Source organism: Bacteroidota bacterium (genome assembly GCA_040388375.1).
Taxonomy (GTDB): Bacteria; Bacteroidota; Bacteroidia; order UKL13-3; family UKL13-3; genus JAAFJM01.
Map to the genome: position 1 here is coordinate 338,805 of JAZKBU010000003.1, position 13,336 is coordinate 352,140.

The 13,336-nt window shown below is 36.1% G+C and carries 12 protein-coding genes; 3 read left to right on the plus strand and 9 right to left on the minus strand.

Going from position 1 to position 13,336, the window contains the following annotated elements; all coding sequences use genetic code 11:
• The first annotated feature begins 40 nt into the window (after positions 1-40).
• On the plus strand, positions 41-529 hold the full coding sequence (locus V4538_04465; protein ID MES2380270.1) for a dihydrofolate reductase: 489 nt from the start codon (positions 41-43) through the stop codon (positions 527-529).
• Between the two features lies 1 nt (position 530).
• Here the strand turns inward: V4538_04465 and ispF are convergent, their stop codons facing one another.
• From ispF to kbl, 7 genes are all read right to left on the minus strand, one after another.
• Positions 531-1,004, minus strand: a complete 474-nt coding sequence (ispF, locus tag V4538_04470; GenBank protein ID MES2380271.1) for a 2-C-methyl-D-erythritol 2,4-cyclodiphosphate synthase — start codon at positions 1,002-1,004, stop codon at positions 531-533.
• Positions 1,005-1,013: 9 nt separating this feature from the next.
• Complete coding sequence (porV, locus tag V4538_04475; protein ID MES2380272.1) at positions 1,014-2,306, minus strand: type IX secretion system outer membrane channel protein PorV; 1,293 nt, start codon at positions 2,304-2,306, stop codon at positions 1,014-1,016.
• A 263-nt stretch (positions 2,307-2,569) separates the two neighbouring features.
• Complete coding sequence (locus tag V4538_04480; protein ID MES2380273.1) at positions 2,570-3,103, minus strand: dihydrofolate reductase family protein; 534 nt, start codon at positions 3,101-3,103, stop codon at positions 2,570-2,572.
• A 10-nt stretch (positions 3,104-3,113) separates the two neighbouring features.
• Complete coding sequence (locus V4538_04485) at positions 3,114-3,947, minus strand: helix-turn-helix domain-containing protein (protein MES2380274.1); 834 nt, start codon at positions 3,945-3,947, stop codon at positions 3,114-3,116.
• Between the two features lie 80 nt (positions 3,948-4,027).
• Complete coding sequence (gene ftsH / locus V4538_04490; GenBank protein MES2380275.1) at positions 4,028-6,100, minus strand: ATP-dependent zinc metalloprotease FtsH; 2,073 nt, start codon at positions 6,098-6,100, stop codon at positions 4,028-4,030.
• Between the two features lie 91 nt (positions 6,101-6,191).
• Positions 6,192-6,689: a hypothetical protein gene (locus V4538_04495; protein MES2380276.1), complete on the minus strand. Its 498-nt coding sequence runs from the start codon at positions 6,687-6,689 to the stop codon at positions 6,192-6,194.
• Between the two features lie 117 nt (positions 6,690-6,806).
• A complete protein-coding gene (gene kbl / locus V4538_04500; protein ID MES2380277.1) occupies positions 6,807-7,997 on the minus strand; it encodes a glycine C-acetyltransferase in 1,191 nt (396 codons plus the stop codon).
• A 160-nt stretch (positions 7,998-8,157) separates the two neighbouring features.
• Between kbl and V4538_04505 the strand changes: the two genes are divergently transcribed.
• Positions 8,158-9,531 (plus strand): LUD domain-containing protein, encoded by a 1,374-nt coding sequence (locus V4538_04505; protein MES2380278.1) that lies wholly within the window; start codon positions 8,158-8,160, stop codon positions 9,529-9,531.
• 32 nt (positions 9,532-9,563) lie between these two features.
• On the opposite strand, the gene rodA is transcribed toward V4538_04505, so the two are convergent.
• A complete protein-coding gene (gene rodA, locus V4538_04510; GenBank protein MES2380279.1) occupies positions 9,564-10,838 on the minus strand; it encodes a rod shape-determining protein RodA in 1,275 nt (424 codons plus the stop codon).
• A complete protein-coding gene (gene mrdA, locus V4538_04515) occupies positions 10,804-12,669 on the minus strand; it encodes a penicillin-binding protein 2 (protein MES2380280.1) in 1,866 nt (621 codons plus the stop codon). Before mrdA ends, rodA begins: the two co-directional genes overlap by 35 nt.
• 154 nt (positions 12,670-12,823) lie before the next feature.
• Here mrdA and V4538_04520 point away from each other — a divergent pair, with 154 nt between their 5' ends.
• Positions 12,824-13,327, plus strand: coding sequence for a hypothetical protein (locus tag V4538_04520; protein ID MES2380281.1), 504 nt, complete (start codon positions 12,824-12,826; stop codon positions 13,325-13,327).
• Positions 13,328-13,336 lie beyond the last annotated feature (9 nt).

The following is a 13,336-nucleotide window of genomic DNA, read 5'->3' on the forward strand; positions in this document are numbered from 1 at the left end:
TTAAAGCGTAATTGCACTTGTATTCCAATTGCATTAACACATGAAAATTTCAATGATTGTAGCTGCTGATGAGCAAAACGGAATTGGTAAAAACAACCAATTGCTTTGCCATTTACCTGCTGATTTAAAATATTTTAAAAATTTAACTACAGGCCATGCTATTTTAATGGGCCGAAAAACTTTTGACAGCATTGGTAAACCTTTACCTAACAGAGTAAACATTGTTATTTCGAGAAATGTAAAGGCTATTGATGGATGCGTTGTCTTTGATACTGTAACAGCAGGCATTGATTATGCAAAATCATTGAATGAAACAGAGCTTTTTATTATTGGAGGGGATAGTATTTTTAAACAAAGTCTGGAACAAACAGATGTAGTTTACTTAACCCGCATTCACCATACTTTTGAAGCAGATACTTTCTTTCCTGCATTGGGTAACAGTTGGAAATTACTGGAAGAAACGGCTTGTAAAGCAGATGAGAAAAATAAGTTTGATTATACTTTTAAAACTTTTGGTAAAACCAATTGATTTATTTTTTTAATAATAATACCACGGCATAAGCTACTATACCTTCTTCGCGGCCAATAAAACCCATGGTTTCATTGGTGGTGGCTTTTATACTGATATCATCAATAGTAATATTACATATTTGTGCAATACAACTTTGCATACTGGCTGCATAAGGCATAATTTTAGGCTGTTGGCATACTACTGTGGTATCAATATTGCCAATTTTATAACCTTTATCGGTAATTAATTCCATTACTTTTTGTAACAGAATTTTACTATCAACTCCTTTAAATGATTGGTCTGTGTCGGGAAAGTGTTTGCCAATATCGCCTAAAGCCAATGAGCCTAAAATAGCATCGCAAATAGCATGTAATAATACATCAGCATCACTGTGGCCAAGAATACCTTTTTGAGCAGGAATTTTAATACCTCCTAACCAAAATTCACGTCCTTCCTGTAGCTGATGAACATCGAAACCAAAACCTATACGCATGTGCTTGTATTAATTATCTAAAGGAACATCAGCGTTTTTCTTTTTACCTGTTTCATCTTTTTGTTCCACAAATGCATCAAAGTCAAATGTTAAACTGAAACGTAAAGTATTTTCTAATGGATGGCGTTGTTGGAAAGGCCATATGTAAGCCACGTCTAATCCAAAAACATTGTATTTAATACCTATACCAAAAGTAGCATACTGTCTGTTACCTTTTGTAAAAGGCTCGTGGAAATAACCACCACGCAAAGCAAATTGTTTATTGTACCAATATTCTAATCCTGAAGCTATATTAATTTCATCCATCTCTTCACTAAATCCACCCGGTGCATCGTAAAACGATTGAATCATTCCTTGTACTACCGGTACGTTAGGATCCATTCCTTTATCGTAAATTGGTTTGCCGTTACGCAATGAGTCACCATTATTTCTTGAGTTACGTAATTTATATGGATTGGTAGGAACCAGTAATTTATTGGCATCAACCATAATGGCTATACTGTTGTATTTATCAATATCAATATTAGCATAACCACCTAAACGTAAATTAATAGGAATAAAGTTTTCAAACTGGGCTGAAGTATAAGTTAGTTTTGAACCAATGTTAGAAATAACACCACCAAAACCATAACTGATTTTGTATTTATTGCCAGATGCTCTGTCTTTATAAGTGTAATCGTTGCGGTAATAAGCACTGATATCACCCGCATAAGAAACACCCGCATCAATAGGGGTTTGCGATTGGTTAAACCCTCCGGCTAAGTTGGAATAAATGTAGCGGAAAGCTACACCTAAACTGAATTTTTCATTTAATTTGGTACTGTAGCCTAAGTCAATAGCAAACTCATTGGGTGTAAAATTACCTGTGCTTGCACCATAATTATCGGTAAACTGAATTTGTCCAAGCGAAAAATAACGCAATGAACCTGCTATGGCTGAACGTTTATCTAACTTGTAATAAGCGGTTAAATATGATAATGAAATATCGGGAACTAAATTACGTAACCAAGGAGTATATGAAATAGCCACGGCTCCATTTTTTGTATTGAAAGGGACTTTGGCTAAATTCCAATGCATTGCATTTACATCGTCAGGTAACGCAGCACCGGCATCACCTAGAGCACCCGCACGGGCATCAGGCGAAATACCTAAAAAAGGCACAGCAGTACTTATTGAGTTTTGACCATTTTGTAAATCCTCAGTAGTGATTTTTTTTGCTTGACTAAAAGCATTTAAAAATAAGTGTGCGCCAATGATGGCTAATCCTAGTTTTTTAAAATTCGGCATCGTTATATTTCTCATCTCTTTAACGGGTTGCAAAAGGATATTTTACAACGTGTTTTTTAATAATGTAATTAATGTTTAGTAGAGATGTGTCTTCTATAGGTTTTAGTTCAAAAATTTGAACGTGCAATATAGGTTTTTAGTGGAAAATTGGAATATGCTAAATTATTTTTACGTAAATAAGTAATTTCTAATGGTTTGTTAACAAAAGGATAAGACAAAATTATTGGCTAAAAAGGAGGTTTTAGTAATGAGGAATATAAGCATTTTTATGCTTTTTGTTACTGAACTGTATAGTGTAATTGCACCAATCCTTTCTCAAATTGTTTGCTGCTGTTTAGCTTTAAGCGTTGCTCAGGTCCATTATTATCAAATAAGGGAATGCCTTTTCCCAATAAAACAGGAATGACTGAAATGTAGAACTCATCAATCAGCTTACTTTTGAGCAGCTCGTTAATTATTTGGGCTCCACCATCAACAAAAATGTTTTTTCCCTGTTGTTGTTTTAGGTCTTTAACTAACTGCTGCAGGTTGTCGGTATAAAATTTCAGTTTATCTTTACCGGGCTTGGGTGTGCGTGTAATCACATAAACGTCTTTACCCGGATATGAGTGCTCCGGAACTATAGTTAATACTTTGTCGTAGGTTCTACGCCCTATAATAATGGTATCAATACCTTTCATAAATTCCTGGTATCCGTAATCTTCTCCTTCCTGTTCAACTGTATTTAAAAAGGTAAGGTCATCATTGGGAGTAGCTATATACCCATCTAAACTGGTTGCTATGTAAACAATTACTTTTCTTTCGCTGTTCATGGTTTGTTTTTTAGCAAAAGTATGGATGTGTAAACAATCCAAATTGTACAGAATTTACCTGCTTACGGCTGTTGTTTCTGAATGCGTTGGGCGATAGGTTGCAAATTTTTTTGAAGGTTTTTATAAAGTGTGACTGGTCGTAGAAACCAACTTGTAAGCCAATATCGGTTAATGATTTAGTTGGACATTTTGTGATAAGCTGAATGGCTTGGTTGACTTGCAGTAAATGCAGGTATTGAATTGGGCTTACGCCTACTGTTTGGTTAAAATAATGTATAAATGTTTTAGGGCTTATTTTTAATTCACCGGCTATTTTTCCCATGGTTCCTTTTTGTATTTGGCTGGATTGGATGGTATGAATAGTTTGAATGACTTCCTGTTTAATTTCTTTTGGTTTGAAATGTTGAAGCATGAAATTTTCAAATGAAGGAAGGAAGCTATCCAAGGAAATGTTTTCGGTTTGTTCGTGTACAAACTCTTTCATCAGCTTATTGCCTATTATTTGGGTATCTATAGCTGTATTGGTTAATGCTGCCGGACTGATTCCGAATATTTGGTATAAACCCCAAGGTTTAAAAAGTATGCCAACAGAAAGGTGTTTACCTTTGGTTTGCGTAAGGATAGGGTTTGTATGCAACCCACTAATCCAACTGCTTAGATATTTGGTACTATAGGTATCATTCAGGTCTTTTACTTCAAAGCATTCTCCTAGGTTAAAAACCAATTCCTGGTTAAGCATGGGGTACGTAATGAGCGATGTTTCAAACTGATCGGCCAGGTTTAAGTAAAAGCAATCTATTGATTGACTTAGCGAACTTGTTGGTATGTGTATTTTTGATATCAATACTTGTTTGAAAAATAATGGCAATAAAAAAACTGCTTTTGATTTTTATTTCAAAAGCAGTTTTTAATTTTATAGTTTAATTAAGCATCAGGATGTGTATCGGCAAGTGGGCTTGTCAATGGCTGATTGTTTTCTGCTTTCTTTTCAGCTATTCGTTTTGCTTCTTCGTCCAGTTGTAATTTCTCTGCATCCATGGCTTCTATTTCCTGGTTGCGGTATTCGAACGGACGTTTGCCTAAAATAACTTCTAAGTCGGCTTGGAATATGATTTCCTTTTTCAATAACTCTTGTGCTAATATTTCTAAAAGGTCTTTCTTTTCAGTTAATAAAGCTTTCGTTTTCTGGTAACAAGTGTCAATTAATAAACGGACTTCTTGATCAATTAATTCAGCTGTTTTATCACTGTATGGTTTTTGAAAACCGTATTCCTGATTGGCATCGTAAAAACTTAAGTTCCCTACTTTATCATTCATACCATATACGGTCACCATAGCATAAGCCATTTTAGTAATACGCTCTAAATCGTTCTGTGCACCTGTACTTATTCTGTTAAATATAATGTCTTCTGCTACACGACCACCTAAAGTCATACACATCATATTTACCATTTGTTCGGTGGTATATAAATATTGGTCTTTAGGCAAATACTGCGCATAGCCTAAAGCTGCTACTCCACGCGGAACTATACTTACTTTTACCAATGGGTCAACATGCTCTAAGAACCAACCTGCAATAGCGTGACCAGCTTCGTGGTAAGCTACTATTTGTTTTTCGTGGTCCGAGATTACTTTGTTTTTCTTTTCTAATCCACCAATTACCCTGTCAATAGCTGCCTGGAAATCAGCCATGTCGACCATTTCCTTGTTTCTACGGGCGGCAATTAAAGCAGCTTCGTTACATACGTTCATTATTTCAGCTCCGGCAAAACCAGCAGTTTGTGTAGCTAACTTGGTTTCTTCTACATCGTTGGCTAGTTTAAGTGGTTTTAAATGCACTCTGAAAATAGCAGCACGGCCTTTTAAGTCTGGTTTGTCAATAGAGATTTGTCTATCAAAACGTCCCGGACGTAATAAAGCTGAATCTAAAATATCAGGACGGTTGGTTGCGGCTAAAATAATAATACCTATATCGGTACCAAAACCATCCATTTCCGTTAGTAATTGATTTAAGGTATTTTCTCTTTCGTCATTGGCTCCTTGCATGGCATTTTTACCACGGGCGCGTCCAACGGCATCTATCTCATCAATAAATATAATACAAGGTGCTTTTTCTTTGGCTTGTTTAAATAAATCGCGCACACGACTAGCTCCAACACCCACAAACATTTCTACGAAATCAGAACCTGAAAGCGAGAAGAAAGGTACACCTGCCTCACCTGCAACGGCTTTGGCTAAAAGGGTTTTTCCTGTTCCCGGTGAACCAATTAATAAAGCTCCTTTTGGAATTTTACCACCAAGGGTTGTATATTTTTTTGGGTTTTTAAGGAAATCAACAATTTCCATTACCTCTTCTTTGGCTTCATCTAAGCCTGCAACATCTTTAAAGGTTATGTTTACGTTACTTTCTTTATCAAATAACTGGGCACGGCTTTTTCCTATATTAAATATTTGTGCACCGCCTCCACCTCCGTTGCCACCCATTCTGCGCAGCATAAAAAAGGTAAATCCAATTAACAGTAAAATAGGTAACCAGTTTACTAAAAAGTTAGAGGTTTCTCTGGTATTGGCAAACTCAACAGGAATTTTTTCATTTGTGGTAAAGTCTTTTTGTACTTCATCCATGTTTTTTTCAAATTGTTGTAAGTCGCCAATTTCAAAATAATAATGCGGACCTACCTCTTCTACAAAAGTTCCCTGTCCTTTTATTTCTTTATATTTTGCATTGTTAAGAGCCGCTTTTTTTATAAATACTTCAGCTCGCTCTTTATTCACCACCATTATACGTTCTACATCATGTGTTAAAATCATGTTGTTACGCACATCAAACCAAGTAGTTTTTTTTGCAAAGTCGCGTGGCATAAGCCACAAAACCAGCATTACTACTGCAATAACACCATAAATCCAATAGAAATTGAACTTAGGCATATTGGGTTTCTTGGGTATGGGGTTGTTGTCGTTTTTAGGTTTTAAATCATTTGAATTAATATCAGCCATTGATTATTGAGATTATTATTTGTGTTAGGTTATGTTAAAGTTTATTGCTTTGTCAAAACTACAAATAGTTTCGAGCTAGCAAAATGTAATTTTAATTCTGTAGTATATTTTGCTTTGGATAGAACCATGCTTTTTCTATGGGTATTATCCAGTTGGTATCAAATTCTTGTTTGGTGCTTACTTGATTGTTAAATGTTTTAGCTAACGGGCTTACTAAATTTTGATGGATGCTTTCCAATAGATTTGATTTTCTATAAACGGTTAATTCATCGTTATCTAAAACCTGTATAGCTAAACGATTGAATAAGTTAAGACCTGTTTCAGCTTCTATTTCTTTTACTAAATGAACGGATTTGTCAATTCCGCACCCGCTTATTTCGTTAAAACTTTCATCAACCATAAATACCAAGAAACAATTGTGTAAAATGGCAAATGCTGCTTTTAACTGATTGCTATGGGCTGTCCAGCTTTGAATAAATGGAGCTGCTTTTTCTTGAATAAGGTTTACTTGGGTGGGTGTTAATAATTTATCACTTGCATATACCCAAACTTTAGCGTGGGCCGGCATATTTTCAAATGGTGTTGTCATTCAACAGGTATTAGTTTTTCTACCATGTTACAAAAATCAAACCAATGACAGTATGGCTGAATTGTTATTGGTTTTAACAAAAAGAGCGAAAATTTTAGTTTTCGCTCTTTTTATTATCTATTTAATAACGCCTAGTTCTTTGCCTACTTTGGTAAAGGCTGCTATGGCTTTATCTAAATGTTCTCTTTCGTGTCCGGCTGATATCTGCACTCTTATACGGGCTTGCCCTTTAGCCACTACCGGATAATAGAAACCTATTACATAAATACCTTCTTCTAATAATTTTGAAGCAAAGTCTTGGGATAATTTAGCATCATATAACATAACGGGTACAATAGCATGCTCGCCAGGTTTTACATCAAAGCCTGCTTCTACTATTTTGCTTCTGAAATATTTGGTGTTCTCCCACAATTTATCGCGCAGGGTAGTAGTTTCAGTTAACATATCAAGCACACTAATACTTGCACCTACTATACTTGGTGCTAATGTATTGCTGAATAAATAAGGGCGTGAACGTTGGCGTAACATATCAATAATTTCTTTACGGCCGCTTGTAAAACCGCCACTGGCACCACCTAAAGCTTTTCCTAACGTACCGGTAATAATATCTATTTTACCCATTACTCCGCAATGCTCATGAGTTCCTCTTCCTGTTTTACCCATAAAGCCGCTTGAATGACATTCATCAATCATAATCAGGGCTTCGTATTTATCTGCCAATTCTACAATTTTGTCTAGTTGTGCAATGGTTCCATCCATACTGAAAACGCTATCGGTAACAATAATTCTGTTGCGGCAATGTTTGGTTTCTTGTAGTTTGGTCTCTAAGTCAGCCATGTTGTTATGCTCGTAACGGTGGCGTTCTGCTTTGCATAAACGCACGCCATCAATAATACTTGCATGGTTTAAAGCATCACTGATAATAGCATCTTGTTCGTTAAACAAAGGTTCAAAAACACCGCCATTGGCATCAAAAGCGGCTGCATATAAAATGGTATCTTCTGTACCTAAAAATTCTGAAAGTTTAGCTTCTAATGTTTTATGAATATCCTGTGTCCCGCATATAAAACGGACACTGCTTAAACCAAAACCATGGCTATCAATAGCGTTTTTTGCTGCTGCTAATACTTTTGGATGGCTTGATAAGCCTAAATAATTATTTGCACAAAAATTTAATACTTCTGCTCCTGTACTTACTTTTATAGATGCGGCTTGTGGGCTTGTAATAATACGTTCGCGTTTATAAAGACCAGCGTTTTCAATTTCGCTTAATTCGGCTTGCAACAAGGGTTGTAATGTTTTATACATGGTTTGGTTATTTATGTTTTTGAGTTAACAAAAATATAAATACTTATGTGAAGGCAAAGTTTAAAAGTGGAATACCCATTAAAATGAGCAATATCAAATAAGGTGTTCACAACAAAATTTTTTTGGTTTGAATAGATTTTGCTTAATTCGTAGCTAGTAGATGGGCTCAGAACAATCATTTCATCAAGGTGTAAAAAAATCCTTGCAAAACAAGGAACTGCAAAACCGAACGCAAAATGCTTCGGTAAAGCACCAGCTTGCTATGAAAAGTGCTTTGGGTCAGTTTGCTGATTTGGAGTTGGCACGTAAACGGGCTGCTTATATTAAATGGCGTGTGAACGAAAATTTAGATAAGTACCTGGTTGACTTTGAAGGTAGCTTAATGCGCAAAGGAGGCAAAGTTATTTGGGCTGATTCTGCTGCTACTGCCCTGAATGAAATTGAGCAAATTATTAAGCGTAACAATGCTAAAAGCATTGTAAAATCCAAATCATCTATTTGCAATGAAATTGGGCTTAATGAATTTGTAAGGGCTAAAGGATATAAATTACACGAAACGGATTTAGGCGATTTTATAGTTGATGGTTTTAACGAAAAACCTTTTCATACTATACTTCCTGCTATGCATAAAAGCAAAGAGGAAATTAATAATTTACTGAATCAGACCATTAGTTCTTCGCTTGATATTGAGCCTGAGCAAATGACCAGTGATGTGCGTGAACACTTACGCGAAAAGTATTATAAAGCTGATATTGGTATAACCGGGGCTAATTTTTTAATAGCTGATAGTGGCATGGCTTGCATTACGGAAAACGAAGGTAATGTAAGGCTTTGTAGCACGTTTGTTAAAACGCATATTATTATAGCTGGCATTGATAAAATTATTCCTACGCTGGGCGATGTTGATTTGTTTTTTTCGCTATTAGCCAGTTATGGAACGGGTCAATATTTAACAGCATACAATACTATAGTTGGTCCTAAAAATAACGATGAGTTTGATGGCCCCAATGAATTTATTGTTGTACTGGTTGATAATGGCAGGAGTAATATTTTAGCTGCACAGGATCAGCGCGAGGCCTTAAGTTGTATAAAGTGTGGCGCCTGTCATTTTGTATGCCCTATATTTAAAAATATTGGAGGGCATGCTTACGAAAGTAATTATACAGGCCCTATTGGTATGGTAACTGAACCTTTGGCGCAAGGCTTAAGTGAAAACAGGCATTTAGCGGAGGCAAGCACAAGTTGCGGAAAGTGTAATGATGTTTGCCCTGTTAATATTGATATCAGTAACCATATTATCAGAAACAGGCGCGATGTTGTTAATTTAGGCAAAGAATCAGCCGGTAATAAACTGGCTTGGTATACTTGGACTAAAGCCATGTTGAGTCGCAAAAATTTAAATAAATCTACTACGCTTAAAAACTTTACTTTTAAGCAACTATATAAATCGGAGTGGGGTAATGAACGTGAGTTTCCTAAAATAGAGGATAAGTCGTTTAACCAATTATGGCGTGAAAAATTTGGTGGTGCTTAAAAAGATTTTTTAACGTCCTTATACCATTTATTTTATTCAAACGCTCCCCGTAATTCATTTACTCTATTTGCATCTAAACGGATAAAAATAAATAACAAAATAGTAAAACTTAACAAGGCCGAACCTCCATAACTAAAGAATGGAAGTGGAATACCAATAACAGGCATTAAACCTAATGTCATGCCTACGTTTACAAAAAAATGGAAGAATAAAATAGCCGCTACACTATAGCCATAAATTCTATTGAATTTGCTTCGTTGGCGTTCGGCCATTACCAATAAACGCCATAGTAAAAGCATGTATAGTATTATAAATACAAGTGAACCTACAAAGCCGTATTCTTCGCCAATGGTACAGAATATAAAATCGGTACTTTGTTCCGGCACAAATCGGAATTTGTTTTGCGTGCCTTCTAAAAATCCTTTGCCTAAAAACCCTCCTGAGCCAATGGCTATTTTTGATTGTTGAACATTATAGCCGGCACCTTTTAAGTCTACTTCTTTACCTAAAAGCACATTGATACGTGTTTTTTGATGTGCCTGTAAAATATTTTCGAATGCATAATTCACCACGCTTACGTAGGCACTTGCAAAAATGAGAATCCCTGCACATAGGTATATCAGTAGCATGGTACGTTTTACTAATAACAGGAATGCAACACCAATAACTACTAAGCCAATAATAATGTATATGGGAGGAAACAATAAAGCCAATATGCTTAACACAGCCATTAATACGCCAATTACTAATATCCAACCCGGTAAACCTTCGCGATACAATACTAAAAAGAACGAACCGAATACCAATGCTGAACCTGTTTCGTTTTGTAACAGGATAATAATCATGGGCAATACAATAATACCAATGGCCACTACTTTGGTTTGCCATTTATCGAAATCTATATTATAACCACTTAGGTATTTAGCTAAAGCCAGGGCAGTACCAAATTTGGCGAACTCGGCTGGTTGTAATTGAAATCCTCCAATTCTAATCCAACTGCTTGAACCTTTAATTTCGGTTCCAACGGCAAAGGTGGCTAAGAGTAGTAATATTGATAAACCAAAGAAACCATAAGCAAAAGCATAAAAGAGTTTTTCATCCACCAGTAAAATAAGAAGCCCTACAAATGATGAAATACCTATCCATAATAATTGTCTGCCATAGTTTTGGCTCATATCATAAATAAGGGGATTTGTGTCTTTATACACGGAAGCATAAATGCACAATAAGCCTGCAAATACAAATACAAAATATAGGACTAAACAAATCCAATCAATGCTTGCCGGTTTTGGTTGCTGTTGAGTCATTAGGTTTTGGTTTATTGGTTAAGTTCCCTTTCATCATACGCTCTACTAAGTAAGTTCGTGTATCATGTTTTTTTGTTAAATATTGTTCTATCATTAAACTGGCAATTGGCGCAGCCCATGTGGCTCCAAAGCCTGCATTCTCTACTACTACTGCTATGGCTATTTTAGGATTGTCTTTTGGAGCAAAAGCAAAAAAGATGGAGTGATCTTTACCATGTGGATTTTGTGCTGTTCCAGTTTTACCACAAATGGTTATACCTGGAATACGTGCCACATAAGCTGTTCCATGATTTACCACATCTTCCATTCCATCAATTACTACCGGAAAATAACTTGTATCTACTGTACACCAATGTTTATTGTTGTATTCAGGATTCGGGTTTTTTTTGCCATCGATACTTTTTACAATATGTGGTGTAATGTAGTAACCTCTGTTGGCTACTAATGCGGTGGCATTGGCCATTTGTAATGGGGTAATACCTAATTCTCCTTGTCCTATTCCTAACGAAATAGTGGTAAGTGCCTGCCAGCGGTGGCGTCCATATATTTTATCGTAGTAGGTAGCTTTGGGTACAAAACCGCTTCCTTCGCCATATAAGTCAACACCTAATCTATGACCCATACCAAAACTGGCTAAATGTTCGTATAATTTGTTGTAGGCATCCTCTGCATATTTATAGCGTGGATTGTTTACTACGGTTCTGTATACATGGCAGAAATAGGCATTGCAACTTACAGCTATTGCAGCTCTGAGTGGTAACGGTGAGCCATGTGGATGGCAACCTACATGTAAGCCTCCATAAAAAAAACCTCGTGAACAACCATAGGCTGTACTGGGTGTTAATACTTGTTCCTGCTGGCCTATTAAACTCATTATAACTTTAAAAATAGAGCCCGGAGGATAAGGTGCTGCTATAGGTCGGTTAAATAACGGTTTACTTTGGTCGCGTAATAATTCCATGTAATGGTTTCCTCTTTCGCGGCCTACAAATAAATTAGGGTCATAAGTGGGGCTGCTCACCATAGATAGTATTTCGCCTGTTGCTGGTTCAATAGCTACTATACTGCCTATTTTGTTTTGCATTAAAGCTTCGCCTAATTCTTGTAATTTATAGTCGAGCGTTAAGTTTATTTTTTTACCTGCTACTGCTGCGGTATCAAATTCGCCTTCTTTGTAGCGTCCTTGTGTACGGCTTTTGCTATCTACCAAAACGTAGCGTACGCCTTTGGTTCCGCCTAGTTCTTTTTCGTAAGTACGCTCTACTCCGCTAATACCAATAAAATCGCCCATACGATAATAACCGTTTGATTGCTCTATCATTTTTTCGGTTACCTCTCCAATATAACCCATAATGTGGGCGGCATTGCTGTGTTTGTATTTTCTATCGGTTCTTACATCTACATAAAAACCCTGGAAATCGAAAAGCATTTCCTGGAACCTGGCGTAGGTGGTAATGGTTAATTGTTTTTCGAAAACGGAAGGTTTATAAATAGCGTATCCTTTTTGGCGTTTAATGCGCTCAAATCGGTCAATAAAATCTTGTTTGCTTATGCCTAATACTTCGCAAAAAGTTACGGTATCTAACTCTTTTACTTGTTCGGGAATAACAAACAAATCATAAATGGCATCGTTGTATACCAACAATTCATTGTTTCTGTCAGAAAGTAAGCCACGCGCAGGGTAAATGGTTTGTTCCTGTAATACATTGTTTTGGGCGTAACGTATATAACTATCGTCAAAAATCTGGAGTGTTAGCAAGCGTATAACATATACCAATGCTATAAAAATAAAGACCCCTAATAATATTTTTTGCCTGAGTTGACCGTCCATGAAGTGTATTTGAAACAGTTTGCAAAGTAAGTCGCTTAAAGGGCTATTTTAAGCTAAGCTTGTTTTTTTTATAAGAAATAAATTAACAAACTGGTGTGGATTGAGCGGAATAATAATTAAGCAATTATATATTGCCTGCCTTTATTATTTCAGCATGTTAAAACAAAGTTTAGTTCTATTGTCTGTAGTATGTTGTTTGGCTGCTTGTAATTGGAAACAAGAGTCAACCTATACCACTAAATACCATTATTTTTTAACCAAACGCGATAGGATTTCGGATTCGTTGGTACAACAATTATGTAAAGGTCCGTGGCAAATTTTTGAGTATGAAAACCGAAAGTTTAATAAGCAAAGAATGGTTTTTGACAATAGTCGCCAATATATAAATGAGAGTAATTTGTTTACCTTAAACTTTTATGCTGATAGCAGTATTGTTACGCAAAACCCGGCAGGTAGAGGTACGTGGAGCATTAACAATAAATATTTTATTGAATTTGATTTTTTTAGTGCTGATTCAGCTAACCATTTACGTGGTAAGTTTGATGTAAAAATGCGTTACGATGATTTGGTATTTAACCAAGGCGTTTATACCAGCGATACATCAAGTGAAACATTGCGTATGCACTTTTTTAGAGAAGGCGGTATTGTGGTGCATTGATACGCGGAC